General features: G+C 72.4%; 12 protein-coding genes. 4 read left to right on the top strand and 8 right to left on the bottom strand.

Translation table 11 applies throughout. From position 1 onward, the window contains the following. Positions 1-9: 9 nt before the first annotated feature. The 4 genes from ACWDA7_RS05675 to ACWDA7_RS05660 form a co-directional block, all read right to left on the bottom strand. Positions 10-1,506 (bottom strand): phytoene desaturase family protein, encoded by a 1,497-nt coding sequence (locus ACWDA7_RS05675; protein WP_450602903.1) that lies wholly within the window; start codon positions 1,504-1,506, stop codon positions 10-12. Between the two features lie 536 nt (positions 1,507-2,042). Next, complete coding sequence (locus ACWDA7_RS05670) at positions 2,043-2,675, bottom strand: TetR/AcrR family transcriptional regulator (RefSeq protein ID WP_450602902.1); 633 nt, start codon at positions 2,673-2,675, stop codon at positions 2,043-2,045. A 56-nt stretch (positions 2,676-2,731) separates the two neighbouring features. Continuing rightward, positions 2,732-4,816 (bottom strand): YhgE/Pip family protein, encoded by a 2,085-nt coding sequence (locus tag ACWDA7_RS05665; protein WP_450602901.1) that lies wholly within the window; start codon positions 4,814-4,816, stop codon positions 2,732-2,734. Further along, the gene (locus ACWDA7_RS05660; RefSeq protein ID WP_450602900.1) at positions 4,788-5,768 is read right to left on the bottom strand and encodes an ATP-binding cassette domain-containing protein; all 981 of its coding nucleotides are present in this window, start codon (positions 5,766-5,768) and stop codon (positions 4,788-4,790) included. The genes ACWDA7_RS05665 and ACWDA7_RS05660 overlap by 29 nt, the downstream gene beginning before the upstream one ends. A 192-nt stretch (positions 5,769-5,960) precedes the next feature. On the opposite strand from ACWDA7_RS05660, the gene ACWDA7_RS05655 reads away from it, so the two are divergent. The 3 genes from ACWDA7_RS05655 (at position 5,961) to ACWDA7_RS05645 (ending at position 8,378) form a co-directional block, all read left to right on the top strand. Continuing rightward, positions 5,961-6,500: an SAV_6107 family HEPN domain-containing protein gene (locus tag ACWDA7_RS05655; protein WP_450602899.1), complete on the top strand. Its 540-nt coding sequence runs from the start codon at positions 5,961-5,963 to the stop codon at positions 6,498-6,500. Positions 6,501-6,763: 263 nt separating this feature from the next. Further along, entirely contained in the window at positions 6,764-7,534 is a 771-nt protein-coding gene (locus ACWDA7_RS05650) for a methyltransferase (protein ID WP_450602898.1), read from the top strand. 451 nt (positions 7,535-7,985) lie between these two features. Next, entirely contained in the window at positions 7,986-8,378 is a 393-nt protein-coding gene (locus ACWDA7_RS05645) for a DUF3040 domain-containing protein (protein ID WP_450602897.1), read from the top strand. 421 nt (positions 8,379-8,799) lie between these two features. Here the strand turns inward: ACWDA7_RS05645 and ACWDA7_RS05640 are convergent, their stop codons facing one another. From ACWDA7_RS05640 to ACWDA7_RS05625, 4 genes are all read right to left on the bottom strand, one after another. Next, positions 8,800-11,304: a transglutaminase TgpA family protein gene (locus ACWDA7_RS05640; protein WP_450602896.1), complete on the bottom strand. Its 2,505-nt coding sequence runs from the start codon at positions 11,302-11,304 to the stop codon at positions 8,800-8,802. Continuing rightward, on the bottom strand, positions 11,301-12,659 hold the full coding sequence (locus ACWDA7_RS05635; RefSeq protein WP_360989198.1) for a DUF58 domain-containing protein: 1,359 nt from the start codon (positions 12,657-12,659) through the stop codon (positions 11,301-11,303). Before ACWDA7_RS05635 ends, ACWDA7_RS05640 begins: the two co-directional genes overlap by 4 nt. Beyond that, the gene (locus ACWDA7_RS05630) at positions 12,659-13,681 is read right to left on the bottom strand and encodes an AAA family ATPase (RefSeq protein ID WP_450602895.1); all 1,023 of its coding nucleotides are present in this window, start codon (positions 13,679-13,681) and stop codon (positions 12,659-12,661) included. The genes ACWDA7_RS05635 and ACWDA7_RS05630 overlap by 1 nt, the downstream gene beginning before the upstream one ends. A 272-nt stretch (positions 13,682-13,953) precedes the next feature. Then, positions 13,954-14,496 (bottom strand): beta-class carbonic anhydrase, encoded by a 543-nt coding sequence (locus ACWDA7_RS05625; protein WP_450602893.1) that lies wholly within the window; start codon positions 14,494-14,496, stop codon positions 13,954-13,956. A 438-nt stretch (positions 14,497-14,934) separates the two neighbouring features. Between ACWDA7_RS05625 and rsmH the strand changes: the two genes are divergently transcribed. Beyond that, a complete protein-coding gene (rsmH, locus tag ACWDA7_RS05620) occupies positions 14,935-15,891 on the top strand; it encodes a 16S rRNA (cytosine(1402)-N(4))-methyltransferase RsmH (RefSeq protein ID WP_450602892.1) in 957 nt (318 codons plus the stop codon). Positions 15,892-15,999: the final 108 nt, after the last annotated feature.

Here is a 15,999-nt window from a genome sequence, read left to right as displayed (position 1 = left end):
CCGGTGACCTCACTGCGAGCCCCGGAAGTCCGGCCCCTCCACGATCAGCCCGGCCACCAGGGCGCCGGACATGCCGGCGTGGGGGAGACCGCCGCCTGGGTGGGACCAGCCGCCGACTGTGAACAGGCCCGGGACGCGGGTGCTGTTCGACGGGTGCAGCAGAACGCCGGCCGCCGCGGCCAGGGCCGGTGCCGGGACCGCGCCGCCGGGCGCCCCGGTGTCCTCGGCGATATCGGCGGGGGTGCGCACCTCGTGCCACAGGACGCGGTCGCCGAGGCCCGGTATTGCCCGCTCGGCGGCACCGACGATGCGGTCCGCATCCGACGCCGACACAGTCAGGCCCGTGGGCACCGTGACCGTCAGGGTGACCGCCTCGTGTTCGGCGTCGGGCACCAGTGCGGGATCGTCCGGGCGCAGCACGGTCACCGTGGGAGCGGACGGGAGCCCTGCGGGTTCCCCGAACAGGCTGCCCAACTCGCCCTCGCGGTCCGGCGTGTGCACCACCGTGCGGTGCGCGGTGCCCTCCGGCCGGCCGCCGCGCAGCGCCAGCAGCACCATCAGCCGGCTGGGCATCCCGTGCTGCGCAGGGACCTCACCGGGGCCCGGTCCACCCGCCGTCCCCGGCAGCAGACGGTCCAGGACAGCAGGAGCGACCCCGGCCACGACACGGTCCGCCTCCGCCACCGACCCGTCCCCGAGCCGCACCCCCGCCGCCCGGCCGTCCTTCTCGACGATCCCGGCCACCTCGGCCCCGAAGACGAACTCGACCTTCCGGGCCACGCACCGCTCGTACACGGCACGCGCCAGCTCCCGCAGCCCGCCGCGCACGTACCAGGTGCCGAAGGCATGCTCCATGTACGGCAGCACGGCCGCGCTCGCCGGAGCGGTCCGGGGGTCGAGGCCGTACGCCAGCGCATGGCTCTCCAGAAGGGCCGCCAGCCGCGGGTCACGCAGCTCCCAGGCGCCGATCTCCGCGAGCGTGGAGGCCCGCCGGGTGCGCAGCAGCCGCTTGTGCGGCACGGCCGGATACGGTTCGCGCTCCGCGAGCACCTGCCAGTCGGGCCACAGCGGCTCTTCCAGCAGCGGGCGGCGCGTACGGTCCCAGGCCTCGCGGGCCCGCACCAGGAAGTCGCTCCAGCGGTCACCCGCGCCTGCGCCGAGCGCCGTGTTCAACGCGGATACCGTGCCCGCGCGTGAGGCGTTGGGCAGTGAGACCTCTGTGCCGTCCGCGAAGACGTGCCGTGCCGACGGATCCACCTGGACCAGCTCGGCACACGCCTCCAGGGGCTCTTTGCCGGTCTTGACGAACAGATCGCGGTAGACGGCGGGCAGCGGCAGCAGGCCCGGGCCGGTGTCGAAACGGAAGCCGTCGCGTGTGAAACGGCGGACCGCGCCGCCGTACGTCTGCGAACGCTCGTACACCACCACCCGGTGGCCCGCGACGGCCAGCCGGGCGGCGGCCGCCATCGCGCCCGTCCCGGCGCCGATCACCGCAATCCGTGCCATGTCGGTGACTTTATCGGCCACTGCCGACAACCCCGTCGGGGGCCTGTGACCAGGGCGTTCATCGGCCCGTGGAACCGTCTTCGGCCCACTCGGGGCGGGGCGGGGGGAGCACCGGAACGGACGCGATGGTCACCAGGGAGCCCCAGAGCGTCCTGGGGTGAGCGCGCAGGACTGAGTATCCGTACCCAGTCGATGAGTTGAGTACCCGCGCGGATGGGCCCCGACCTGCGGGAACGAGAGAGTGGAGACACGGTGAGGGGTGCGGCTCCGGTACCGCCGGCACGGGGCGGCGGAACGGTGCCCGCCCTTCGGCCGTTCCTTCCGTCGGCCTGGTTCGGCGGAAGCGAGGCACGGGGGACCCGGGGGAACGACCGAACGGGGGGTCCGACGGGGGAGCACGACGGAGCGCCGGTTCCGGGCGGCCCGCGGACGACGCGGCCGGCCCGGACCGGCGCTTTCGTGTGCCGGTTGCCGGGCCGGCGCTCCGGTGCGCCGGGCTGCCCCAACCGGTTGCTGCTGCGGTCTGCCGGGTTGCCCTACCGGCTGCCGCTCACACGGCCCTGCAGGAGCCGCGACAGTGCCGCGTGGACGTCGTCCAGTGACCGCTCCGGCTGGAACGCCTGCCAGTCCAGGGCCGCCACCAGGACCATCCCGACCAGCGCCGACGCCGTCAGCGGCACGTCGATCTCGTCGCTGAACTCGCCGTTCGCCACCCCCTCGCGCAGCACGTCCTCGATGACCGCGACGACCTGCTGCCGCACGACCATGAGCGTGGACTGCCAGGCCCGGTTGGTGCGCCACAGCTCGGCCACGTAGAGCTGGGTGAAGGCCGGGTAGCGGCCGATGAAACCCAGTCCCGCGCGGATCATCGCGTCCAGGGCGTCCACCTTGGTGCCCCCGGCCAGGCGGGTCTGCTCGGCCGCCTCCTTGAGGGACGCGGTGAGCAGACCCACGCCGTGCCGCAGCAGCTCCTCGAAGAGAACGGATTTGCTCGCGAAGTTGTAGTAGACCGTGCCCTTGGCGACCCCGGCCCGTTCGGCGATCTCGTCGACGGTCGTGGCGGAGAAGCCCTGCTCCGCGATGAGGGTGACGGCCGCCTCGTAGAGCTTCTGTCGGGTCGCCTCGCGACGGCTCGAGCCGCCGCCCGCGGCGGTGCTGCTGCGTTCCATGGCGTCGATTGTCACAGCAGCGTTCGCGCGAGAGGGCACAGGCCCGGCTGCCCCGCTCACAGGTTCAGCTCCGGGTGCAGCCGGTCGAGGGTCCACACCTGCTTGCGGCGGGCCGACAGGGCGGTCAGTGCGAGGGCGCCCGCGGTGAACGCCGTCAGCACGGCGCACGCCTGCCACACCGGCCCGAGGCCGCCGCCGGTGATGAGCCTTCTGAGTGCCTCGATGACGTAACTCATCGGCAGGAAGGGGTGGATCGCGTTGAAGAACCCCGGACTGGTCTGTACGGGGTACGTGCCGCCCGCGGACGTCAGCTGGAGCATCAGCAGGGCGAGGACCAGGATGCGGCCCGCCGCTCCGAAGCGTGCGTTCAGCCACTGCACGAGCGCCGCGAAGCACGCCGCCACGAGGAAGAGGAAGCCGATCGTCCCGGCCGCCCGCGTCATCTGTAGGCCGATCGCCCAGTGCAGCACCGCCATGAGCGCGGAGGTCTGGAGCACGCCCACGACGGCCACCGGCAGCCATCCCGCCAGCGCGATGCGCCAGGCAGTGGCGCCCGCGGCCAGCGCGCGTCGGTTCATCGGCGGGATCAGCATGTACGCCACCATCGCGCCGACCCACAGGGAGAGCGGAATGAAGTACGGCGCGAAGCCGGTGCCGTAGTTGGGCGCGTGGTGCAGGTCCCTGGAGGCGAGTTGCACCGGGTCGGCCATGACCTGGGTGCGCAGGTCGCGGTCCCTCTTGTCGTAGTCGGGGATCTTCTCCGCGCCGTCGTGCAGCTTGCCGGCGAGCCTGCCGGAGCCGTCACCGAGCTTGTAGATGCCCCCGTTGAGATCGGTCGCGCCCGTGCTCAGCGTGCCGACGCCCGTGTTCAGGTCCGTCGCCGCCGTGCCTGCCGTGCCCAGACCGGTGTGCAGCGTCCTCGCTCCCTTGGCGACCTCGGCGGCGCCCTTGTGGAGCGCGTCCACCTTGGCGACCGCGTCGTCGAGGTCGTCGGAGAGGTGCGGCGCGGCCTTGGCCAGCGCTCGGGCCTGCTGCTGGAGGGCCTTGAGGTCCTGCTTCATGGCGGTCATGTCACCGTGGTAGTCCCGCACCACTGTGTTGACGTCCTTGGCGAGCCGGGCTGCCTGCGCCGCGGCGTCCTTCGCCTTCTTCAGGTCGTCGCACGCGAGGTCGGGCACGAGTTGCTGGAGGCAGCGCTTCTCGTAGACCGCGTCCAGCGCCTCGTAAGCCGTGCGGGTTCCGTTCTCGGCGACCGGCGCCGTGGTGACGAACGCGTCGAGGTGGTCGCTGATCACGTCCGCCGAGTCGGCCACCAGGGTGGCCGTGTCGGCGATCTGCCTGCCGTTCTTCTTGAGGAAGGGACGCACCTCGTCGGCCGCGCCGTCCACCCGCGAGGCCAGCACCCCGGTGCCGTCGGCGAGCTGCTGCGCGCCATCCTCAAGGTCTCCCGCGCCCCGGCCCAGCTTCCCGAGGCCGTTCGACAGCTTTCCGCTGCCCTTCTCGGCCTCCCGCAGCCCGTCGGCGAGGTCCTTGGAGCCCTTTTCCGCCTTGCCGATGCCACTGGAGAGCTGGTCCGCACCCTTCGCGGCCTTCGCGGTCGCCCCGTGGATGTCCGAGAACGAGATGAAGATCTTGTCCAGGAACGACCGCGACGCCTTCGTGGACGCGGCCGCCCGCACCTCGTTGAACACCGTCTTGGAGATCTGCCCGACGATGTAGTTGTTCGCGTCGTTCGTGCGCACCTGGAGGACCCCCGTCTCGGGGGTGTCGCCGGAACTCGAGGCGATCCGCCTGCTGAAGTCGGACGGCATGGTCAGCGACAGGTAGTACGTGCCCGCCTCGACACCCTTCCTGGCCTCTGCCGGGCTCACCTCGTGCCATTCGAAGGTGCCGCTCTTGCGCAGCTCCTTGACGAGGTCGTCGCCGAGAGCGACCTTCCGGCCGGCCACGGTCGCGCCCTGGTCACTGTTGACGAGGGCGACCGGGATGCGGTCGAGGCGCCCGTACGGGTCCCAGAACGACCACAGATACAAGGCCCCGTACAGCAACGGCAGCAGCAGGAGCGCTACCAGCGCGGCGCGCGGCAGCTTCCCCCTGCCGAAGCGCCTGAGCTCAAGCGCGGCCAGTCTCGGCGAGCGCATCCGCCGTCTCCTTGTCGTCGTCTCCGCCGTCCTCGGACGGCTCGTCGGGGGTGGTCTCGGGACGCGCGTCCGGCTGCCGGTGTGTCTGCCGCTCCTCGGGTGCGCTTTTCGCCGGTACTTCGCCCTCGTCCGGCCGCTGGGTCCGCTCGTCGTCGCCGGATCGCCGGTCCGCGGGGGGCCGTTCGCCGTTGCCGGACCGGCTGCCCTCGGGGGAGTGCTTGTTGCCGTCGTCGGGTCGTCCGCCGGTCTCGGGTTCGGTCGATATCACGACCGCACCCTCGGGAGCCTCGGCGCACACCGCGAGAACCGTGATGCCGGCCTCGGTGAGCGACCTCAACAGGGCCCAGGCCGCGGACCGTTCGGCGTCGGCGAGCTTCAGGTCGGCGTCGTCGACGGCCAGCAGGCGCGGACGGCCGATCAGGGCCAGGGCCACGGACAGCCGCAGCGCCTCCAGACGTTCGAGGTCGCGTACGGCGGTCCGGGAGCCCTTGGGCAGCGCCGCCAGGTCGAGCCGGGCGGATGCGAGGGCGGTGTCGATCCGCCGCCCCGCCTGTGCCGCCCGGTCGGCCCGCGGGCGCAGCAGCGCGCGCAGGGAGTCCCCGAACCGGCTCTCCAGCAGGGCCCGTTCGCGCAGGTGCTCGCCGACGGTCAGGGCCGGGTCGAGGTCGGTGACGCCGGGCACATGCGCGAGCGCGCTGAGCTGGCGCACCGCGGACATGTCCTTCGGCAGCAGGTGGCCGCCGACCGTGGCCCGCCCCTCGCTCGGCTTCATCCGCCCGGTGAGCGCGAGCAGCAGACTCGTCCTGCCGCTGCCGGAAGGTCCCGCGAGCGCGATGAGCGAACCGGGCTCGGCATCGAAGCCGACACCCCGGAACGCCCATCCCCGTGGTCCCTTCAGCCCGAAGTCCGCGGCAGCGACGGCGACCCCGGCAGCCTTCTCGTGCTCGCGCATGCGCCCGTCCCCCTCGTTCCTCTGTCGGGCCGCCAGGTCACGGCGACCCTTTTGAACTGACTGGTCAGTGCAAAAACTACTCCGAACTCCTGAACGAAGCAAAAGCCCAGGTCAGAACGGATTGTCAGTGGCATACCTCACGATGGGCACATACGGCCACAGTGCCGTCACGCAGACGACAGGAGGTTCGTCATGGCCAGCCACCCCGCAGCCGCCGCACGCCGGCGCCGCGGCACCGGCCCTGCCCCCTCACTGACCGGCCTGGCGAGCGACGTGCACCCCGTGCTGCGCCGGGCCACGGCCCCGCCCGCCGCGCTCGACCTGCTCGCCCAGGCTCGCGCCGGACTCGACGAGGCGGCTGTTCTCCGCACGCCCAACGAGCGGTACGCGACCGCCCATCTCGCGGCCCTGCGAACCGCGGCCGCCGTGCTCGCCGCCCGCGGGCGCCCGGAGCCCACTGTGCGACGCCGTGCCAGGATCAGAAGCGCGTGGGAAGTGCTTCCCGAGATCGCGCCCGAACTCACGGAATGGAGCGCGCTGTTCGCCTCCGGCGCCTCCCGACGCGCCCGCGCCGAGGCCGGCATACAGGGTGCGGCCAGCACACGCGACGCGGACGACCTGATCCGCGACGTGGCGATGTTCCTGCGCCTGGTCGAGCGGATGCTGGTGTTGCAGCCGGTGCTGCCGCAGCCACGCCAGGGGCCCGACCACGAGATACCGGACGCGGGGTGAGCCGTACGGGGCCCAGAGCCACGCGCCGCGCCGCCGCCGGGGGATGCCGGGCCTGCTCGCGGGGGCGCATCCGCCGGACGTCTTCCGGCGGCGGCGGACGGCGCGGGCGGCGCGTCGTCCGGCGGGTGGACGGGGCGTCGGCCATGGGTGCGTAGGCAATAGGCTGGAGGCGCCTGAAGCCTTTCCCCCTGGTACCGGGGCCGGAAAGCCGTCCGATCGCTCCGCCGAACACCAGGCGGTGCCGCGCCGAGGAGTCAACTGCCGTGTCGGACCCGCTGCGCCCCCGCGCCTCTCTCCGTACCGCCGTGGTCTGGGAGGTACTCAAGGACGCCCTGGACCGCCGCGTGAAGGCCACGGGGCGGGACGTGCTGGACGTCCTCGACACCGGCGGCGGCAGCGGCAACTTCGCGGTGCCCCTCGCCCGCCTCGGCCACCGCGTCACCGTCGTCGACCCCAGCCCGAACGCGCTGTTCGCGCTGGAGCGCCGGGCTGCCGAGGCCGGCGTCGCCGACCGGGTCGAGGGCGTCCAGGGCGACGCCCATGGCCTGTTCGACGTCGTCGAGCGAGGCGGCTACGACGTGGTCCTGTGCCACGGCGTCCTGGAGTACGTGGAGGACCCCGCCGAAGGCGTCCGCAACACGGTCGCCGCCTTGCGCCCCGACGGAGTCCTCAGCCTTCTCGCGGCCGGGCTCGGTGGCGCCGTGCTCGCCCGGGCCCTCGCCGGGCACTTCAAGGAGGCCAAGCGGGCCCTGGAGGACGCCGACGGCCGCTGGGGCGAGAGCGACCCCGTGCCGCACCGCTTCACCGCCGAGCAGCTCACCACCCTGGTCGAGGACGCGGGGCTGCGCGTCGCCGCCGTCCACGGCGTCCGGGTCTTCGCGGACCTGGTGCCCGGGGTCCTGGTGGACACCGAGCCCGGGGCCCTGGAGGCGCTGCTCAAGCTGGAGGCCGCAGCCGCCGAGGTCGCCGCCTTCCACTCGGTGGCCACGCAGCTCCATGTCCTCGGTGAGACCCAGGAGGCGGCCGAGGGCTGAGCCGCCCGCCTGCCGTGCTGGAGCGAGCCGTGTAGGGGCGCGCCGGTGCCCCGGAGACCGTGAGGCCCAGGCAGGGCGGGCGGTGCCGAGGGCCCCGGGCAGGGACGGAGGTCCGCAGGGCTGGGCACGGTGGGTTTCTTCGAAGCCGGCCGGGGCGCCCGGCGGGTCGGCGAGCCCCCATAGGAGAGGCGCCCCGCTGATCAGCGCCTTGGCGGCAGATGGAGTACGCCACAGGCCCTCCGAACAGACGGTCCGCGCCGTATGATCGAGGGAGACCACCCGGCATGACGGGTCGGCCGCTGGGGAATGGAAGCCTCAGTGAGCCGGGACGCCCATGGCGGGTTCCGGTTGGCCAATTGGCGTAGAGGGGCGGGTTTCAAGGGGGCGATTCCCTGCCTATCCTGGAGGGGACCCCCGGTCGCCCAGGCGACTGCACGATGAGGAGGACTCCGTGCCGCTCTCGGAGCACGAGCAGCGAATGCTCGAGCAAATGGAGCGAGCGCTGTACGCCGAAGATCCCAAGTTCGCGACAGCGCTTGAGGGAAGCGGGCTGCGTACGTACACCCGGCGACGGGTCTACCAGGCGGCCGCGGGCTTCCTGGTGGGTATCGCGCTCCTCATGGCCGGAATGGTCGCGAAGCAGATCTGGATCAGCGTGGTGGGTTTCCTCGTCATGCTGGGCTGTGCGGTGCTCGTGGTGACCGGTTGGCGCAAAGTTCCCAAGCCGGGCGAGCAGAGCGCGCCGGGCACGCAGGGTGCGCGCAGGCAGACCCGGCAGCGACGCTCGTTCATGGACCGTATCGAGCAGCGGTGGCAGCGCCGCCGGGACGAACAGGGCCACTAGCCCACAGGGCGACACAGACACAAGCGCAGGGGCGACCACCGGTGAGGTGGTCGCCCCCTTGTGCCATGCCCAGGGCTCGCACGGCCGCCCACCGGAGACCTGCGGCGCCCGCGCCCCAGGGCGACTCGCGCCGCGCCCCTGGACACGCGTGGGGCCGTGCCCCCGCATGCCGCTTAGGCCCCCTGCCGCCCTGGTCAGCAGCGTGAACGCGGAGTCGGCCGTCCTGGGCCGTGCACACGGTCTTGCCAGCCCCGGTCTCCGGGGGCGGAGTCGGCCGTCTCGGGGGCGGTGCCACGGCCCTGTCCGGCGCCGAGCCGGCCTCCCGGGCGGTGCACACGACCCTGCACCCGCCCGGTCTCCGGCACGCAGCGACCCGCGTCCCAACCACCGCACACGGCCCCGCGCGGGCGGGGCCGTGGCGTCAGCTGCTCTGCTGTCCCGAGGGGCGGCGCAGCAGGGTCGACCAGCGGGCCGTCCAGCGGTCTTTGAGGTCCGCCCAGCGGTCGCTCATGGCCCACACGGCACGCCTGGCCGAGCGCGGAGCCACGACGGCTCGTACCCGGGTCCGCCTGCTCGCCGTGGACCGCAGTGACGTCCGCAGCTTGCGCGCATCGTCGACCAGACCGGCCTGTGGGCGCGGCTCTGGTGCGAAGAGCACCTGCTCGACGGCGCCCGCGACCCGGTGCACGGCCTCGGCCGCCGGTGTCTCCAGCCGGCCCAGCCGCACGATGCGCTCGGCGGCCCGGCGCGGGGTCAGCGCGTCGTCCGGCGGAATGCCGTAGTCCCACGCCGTGTCCGTGAGCTCGCGCCACACGGCCAAGGTGTGTCCCAGGGCCAGTTCGGTCATCCGCTCCGGAGGAGTTGTCCGGCCCGGCAGGGTCGTCACGGAGACGTCGTCCGTGTACGAATCGGCCGCTCCGCGATTCCCTGGGCGCAGGCGGGCCGACTGGGCGAACGACGCGTGCCGGGCGGAGGACAGGCGCACCGACCTGGCCCGCAGCCGGTACAGCATCGGCGTCAGCGGTACCGCGACCACGGCCAGTCCCAGCAGCGCCCAGGCCAGGATCTGGTACCACGGAGGCCCGTCGTCCCCGGAGACCACCGCGGCGCCGGCGGACTGGCTCGGGCACGCATCCAGCTTGCGCGCCACCCGCGAACAGCTCTCACTCGCCGACGGGGCGCTGGAGGGCGCCGTGGACGACGACAGCGACGGATGCGGCGCGATCGGGTTCTGACCGGTCGGTGCGGTCGACTGCGTGTACACCGGTGTCGTGCCCCGGTTCGGGGTCGGCTCGAAACGGGTCCAGCCCACGCCCTCGAAGTACAGCTCCGGCCATGCGTGCGCGTCCCGTAGGCCCACCGCCATCGAGCCGTCGGCCTCCGGCGAGCCCGGAGTGAAGCCCACCGCGACCCTCGCGGGTATCCCCAGCGTCCGTGCCATCGCGGCCATCGCGAAGGAGAAGTGCACGCAGAAACCCTGCTTGTCCCTCAGGAACCGGGCGATCGCACCCGGCCCCGTGCCGACCTGCACCTGCGTGTTGTAGGTGAAGCCGCCGTCGAGCGCGAAGTAGTCCTGGAGCTTGACCGCCTCCTCGTAGTGGTTCGACGCTCCCGCCGTCACCTTGCGGGCCGTCTGGGCCACCACCAAGGGCAGGGAACCCGGCACCTTCGTGAACTCGCGTTTCAGCGCCGCCGACGGCTCCGGTGCCGTGGCCAGTTGCTCCGCGGTCGGCTGCACGATCAGACTCTCCACGGTGTACCGCAGGCCGCGCGTGTTCTGCCCGTGGTCGCCGACGAGCGTCCGGCCCACCGGCTCGTACCGCCAGCTGCCCTTGATCCTCACGCCTGTCGCCGGGTACGGCATGGGCAGCCAGTCCTGCGCGTACCAGTCCGCCGCCGAGATCTGGGTCTCGATCTCGGTCCGCCGGACACTGCCCGCGAGGCCGGACGGTGTGGGGAACGTGTCCGGCACGCCCGTGATGTGGCGCTGGGCGGGCTTCCAGGTCGTGCCGTCGAAGTCGTCCAGGGCGACGATCCGCAGATACATGTCCTGGGTGTCGTCCGTGTTGGTGCGGTACGCCAGGACCTGGCGGTCCTGGTCCACGTTCAGGCTGTCGCGCAGTGACACCAGGGGGTTGACCGCGGAGATGGTGCTGCCGTCACCGATGCCCGCGCCGACGCCGGCCCCGGCGCCGTGCAGCAGCCCGCCGGAGAGCGAGGGCAGAGCGAGCGGCACCACCAGGGCGGTGCCCAGCGCGACCACGCCGATGCGCCGTCCGGTGCGTACCGGGGCGACGGCGCCGCCGGTGTCCGCGCCCGCGGTGCGGGAGGCACCGCTGAAGACCCGGCCCCACTGGGAGAGCCGCTCGCGGCCCTCGGCCAGCAGCAGCGTCAGATAGCCGACCGCGGCGAAGAGGAACCACAGCCAGTCGGTGCCGCCACCCGAGAGGCCCGCGGCCACCGCGTACAGCGCGAGCAGCGGCAGTCCGGCCGGAGCCGCTGCACGGAACGTCACCGCCAGGGCGTCCACGAGGAGCCCGATCACCAGCACGCCGCCGACCAACATCAGCCGGATCCCTGAGGTCAGTGGCGCCGGGATCGCGTACCGCCCGACGTCCTCCCCACCCGACTGCAGCAGCTCGCCGAAGTGGCGGAAGGCCTCGGGGCCGGGGATGAACCCGGCGATGGCCTGCTCATGGGCGAAGGCCGGCGTCAGCAGCAGCAGAACGGCGACCGCCTGGCAGACGATGGTGAGCGGACGCGCCAGCGGCACCCGGCGGGCCAGCGCCCCCACGCCGCTCAGCACCGCCACCATGAACGCCGCCTGGAGGATCCAGGTGGCCGGTGACACCAGCGGCAGCAGGGCGCAGGACGCCAGCAGCGTCGCCGTCGCGGCGCACAGCGTCATCCGGGCCCTTCCGCTCATGACCGTCCCTCCATGGCGCTCAGGGAGCCCACACCCGTGCGCTGCCGGTCCGCCTCGCGCCACAGCTCCGCCAGCGAGACGCCCCTCGGCACCGTCAGCGCGGTCCAGCCCGCCTCGCGCAGCATCCGCAGCCGCTCCTCACTCCGGTCCAACGAGCCCTGAGCGTCGGCCGTTTCGCGTCCCCAGGCATCCCTGTCCAGCAGGAAGGCGAGGGCTCCGCCGCTGCGCTTGCTCATCTTGGCGGCCACCGTGGCCTGTTCCTCGTCGAGGTCCCCGAAGAAGGCCACCAGCAGGCCCTCGTTGCCGCCGCGGAGCACCTCGTAGGCGCGCGACAGGCCGGCCCCGTCCGAGTGGTCGATCACGGCGAGCGTGTCCATCATCAGCCCGGCCGCGTCCGCGGACTCCTGGCTCGCGCCCGCGAAGCCGTCCGCGCCCTCACCCGGCACCGAACTGCCCGTATCGGTCAAGAGCCGGACGGAGAAGCCCCGTTCGAGCATGTGGACCAGCGCGGACGCCGCGCCCGCCACCGCCCACTCGAAGGACGAGTCCGGCCCCGAACCGCGGTAGGCGATGGCCCGTGTGTCCAGCAGGACCGTGCACCGGGCCCGTTGCGGCTGCTCCTCGCGGCGCACCATCAGCTCGCCGTAGCGCGCGGTGGAGCGCCAGTGCACCCGGCGCAGGTCGTCGCCGTGCCGGTAACCCCGGGGGATCACGTCGTCCTCGCCCGCCAGCGCCAGCGAGCGCTGCCGCCCGTCGCCGTACCCCCTCGCCTCACCCGTCAGCCGTACCGGCGGCAGCGGCTCCACGCGCGGGATGACCGTGAGGGTGTCGTAGGTCGAGAAGGAGCGGGTCAGCTCGCACATCCCGAACGGATCGGTCAGGCGCAGCTGCAGCGGACCCAGCGGATAGCGGCCCCGCAGGTCCGAGCGCACGCGGTACGACACCTCGCGCCGGCCGCCCGCCTCCACCCGGTCCAGGACGAAGCGGGGGCGCGGTCCGAGCACGTACGGCACCCGGTCCTGGAGCATCAGCAGACCGGTGGGCAGCCGGGAGACGTTGTCCATCCGCAGATGGACCCGGGCCTCCGACCCCGCGGGCACCCGCGAGGGGGAGAGCCGGCGGCTGCCCGCGACGCGGTAGCGCGTGCGGTGGAGCACCGTCGCGCACAGCAGGGGCAGCACCGCGAGCAGGAGCCCGACCCGGAGCAGATCGCTCTGGCCGAGGACATAGGCGCAGATCGCGGCCGCGATTCCGGCGGCCAGGAAGGAGCGCCCCCGCGTGGTCAGCCCGGCGAGCGTCGTACGCAGCCCGCCCTTGTCCTCCGCGCCGGTGCGGGCCGTCCCCGCGGGCGCCATCACAGCCTCCGGGGCGGCTGCTCGCCGTAGCCGCGGCCCAGCGTGAGGCCCTGCTGGGGTGCCGCGGGTACCGGGGTGCGCTGCAGGATCTCCTCGACGACCTGCTCCGCGGTCCGGCGGTTGAGCTGGGCCTGCGCGGTGGGCAGCAGCCGGTGCGCCAGGACGGCGACGGCGAGGGCCTGCACGTCGTCGGGCAGCGCGTACTCCCGGCCGCTGAGGGCTGCGGACGCCTTCGCCGCGCGCAGCAGATGCAGGGTGGCGCGCGGCGAGGCGCCGAGTCTGAGGTCGGGGTGCGTACGCGTGGCCGCGACCAGGTCCACGGCATAGCGCCGGACCGCCTCAGCGACGTGGACGCCCCGGACGGCCTCCACCAGCTTCACGATCTCGTGTGCGTGCGCCACGGGCTGGAGGTCGTCCAGCGGGTTCACCCCGCCGTGGATGTCGAGCATCTGCAGCTCGGCCTCCGCGCTGGGGTAGCCGATGGAGACGCGGGCCATGAAGCGGTCGCGCTGGGCCTCGGGCAGCGGATAGGTGCCCTCCATCTCCACCGGGTTCTGGGTGGCGACCACCATGAACGGGCTCGGCAGTGCGTATGTCTCGCCGTCGATGGTGACCTGGCGCTCCTCCATCGACTCCAGCAGCGCGGACTGCGTCTTCGGCGAGGCGCGGTTGATCTCGTCGCCGATCACGATCTGGGCGAAGATGGCACCTGGCTTGAACTCGAAGTCCCGGCGCTGCTGGTCCCAGATGGAGACACCCGTGATGTCCGAGGGCAGCAGGTCGGGAGTGAACTGGATACGCCGTACCGAGCAGTCGATGGATCGCGCCAGCGCCTTGGCGAGCATCGTCTTGCCGACGCCGGGGACATCCTCGATCAGAAGATGACCCTCGGCGAGCAGCACGGTCAGCGATAGCCGTACGACCTCCGGCTTGCCCTCGATCACTCCTTCCACCGAGCTGCGGACGCGCTCCACAGTGGCAGTCAGATCAGTAAGGCTCGCTCGATCGTCATAGGTCGTCACCCGGCCCTCCTCGGCCCGTTATTGCTCCGGGCCGACGCTCTGCGATGCGGACCGGCCCACCCCGAAACACGGACACCACGCGGGGATAGTTCCGCGTGACGCCACAACCGCATTCTTGTTGCCGTTACCGGTTCGTGTCACTCGCCTGTGGATAACTGACTGCGATATGTCGGTCTTACGGCCTTTTTGGCGCACCGCAGCCATGATTTTTTTCCCGAATGGATGTTCGCAGACGACAGAGGCGGGGACCGGGTGGGTCCCCGCCCGTCGCGTCATGCGGGGTCGATCTCGCGCAGCAGTCCGGTCTTCACGTCGAACACGAAGCCGCGTACGTCGTCCGTGTGCAGCAGGAACGGCGACGTGCGCACCCGCTGCATCGACTGCCGTATGTCCTGGTCGACGTCGCGGAAGGCCTCGACCGCCCAGGCGGGCCGCTGGCCGACCTCCATCTCCAGGTCGTGCCGGAACTCCTCGGTCAGGGACTCGAGGCCGCAGCCGGTGTGGTGGATCAGGACGACACTGCGGGTGCCGAGCGCCCGCTGGCTGATGGTGAGGGAACGGATGACGTCGTCGGTGACGACGCCGCCCGCGTTGCGGATGGTGTGGCAGTCGCCCAGTTCGAGGCCGAGTGCGGCGTGCAGGTCCAGTCGGGCGTCCATGCACGCCACCACCGCCACGCGCAGCACGGGGCGGGCGTCCATCCCGGGATCGGTGAACGCGGCGGCGTACCGCTCATTGGCATCGACGAGGCGATCGGTGACGGTGCCTACTATGGCGCCTTCGGGACCGGCGGGAACGGATGCGGAAGTCGTCATACCCACGACGTTACTGGTCACAGATGATCCCGGCCTGCTGTGAGAGCGCACAAAGAACGTCTTCGATGCTTGTTGTGAGGCAACCCACACAGAAGGCGAAACCTCCGCCGGACGTGTGAAACCCTTCGAACCGTGCCACCGTGAGGCCCGGAAGCACGACGCGCAGGGCGGTTGATTGACCGCAAGACAGGGTGGACTAAAGTGACGCGAACGGGAGACGAGATGATCTCCCTGCGGACTGTTCACCCCGGAGCCACCGGCAGCGCGCCGGTTTCTCCCCGCGTGCGCGGCGCGTACGTACGGCTCGGCCTCCTCCCGTCCCGGTCGGCTGACGCTTCCGGCGCCGGCAGCCATCCCATTCGCCGGGGCCCCGGCGACGGCCGGGTGAGGGCGGGGACCGGCCGCGCGGACCCGGCCGCGCCGGACTGAGAGGCCTCGTTGAGCAAGAGTCGACACGTGCCCGTCATGCTCCGGCAGTGTCTGGACATGCTGGCCCCGGCCCTGGCCGAGCCGGGGGCCGTCGTCGTCGACTGCACCCTCGGGCTCGGCGGCCACAGCGAGGCGCTGCTGACGCGCTTCCCCGAGGCCCGGCTCGTGGCGCTCGACCGTGACAAGGAGGCGCTGCGCCTGTCCGGTGAGCGGCTCGCCCCGTTCGGGGAGCGGGCCACCCTGGTGCACGCCGTCTACGACGAACTCCCCGTCGTGCTCGACCGGCTGGGCACCCCCAGGGTCCAGGGAGTGCTGTTCGACCTCGGCGTCTCCTCCATGCAACTCGACGAGGCGGAGCGCGGTTTCGCCTACGCCCAGGACGCCCCGCTCGACATGCGCATGGACCAGACGACGGGCATGAGCGCCGCCGAGGTCCTCAACACCTACCCGGCGGGCGAACTCGTGCGGATCCTGCGCACCTACGGCGAGGAGAAGCAGGCCAAGCGGATCGTGTCCGCGATCGTGCGCGAGCGCGAGAAGGAGCCCTTCAGCAACAGCGCGCGCCTCGTGGAGCTGATCCGGGACGCGCTGCCGCAGGCCGCCAAGCGGACCGGCGGCAACCCGGCCAAGCGCACGTTCCAGGCGCTGCGTATCGAGGTCAACGGCGAACTCGCCGTCCTGGAGAGGGCGATCCCCGCGGCCGTGAAGGCGCTCGCCGTGGGGGGCCGGATCGCTGTCCTGTCCTACCACTCCCTCGAAGACCGCCTGGTCAAGCATGTGTTCGCGGCCGGAGCCGCCACGACCGCCCCGCCCGGGCTGCCGGTCGTCCCCGAGCGCTACCAACCCCGGCTCAAGCTCCTCACCCGCGGTGCCGAACTTCCCACCGAGGAGGAGGTCGCCGTGAACCGCCGGGCGGCCCCGGCACGTCTGCGTGGCGCCGAGCGAATCCGTGAGGACGCCGAGTGAGCCGTACGGGAGGGGTGGGGGAGTGACCAGGAGACCCGGCGTACCCGCGGGCGTGCGGACGGCCGCCGGGCGCCCGCCCGGGCCCCGGACGCCCGGGAAGCGGTACTG

Source organism: Streptomyces sp. NPDC001156 (assembly GCF_053598275.1).
The sequence above is the reverse complement of the archived record's forward strand: the minus strand, read 5'-3'. Positions and strand labels throughout refer to the sequence as shown.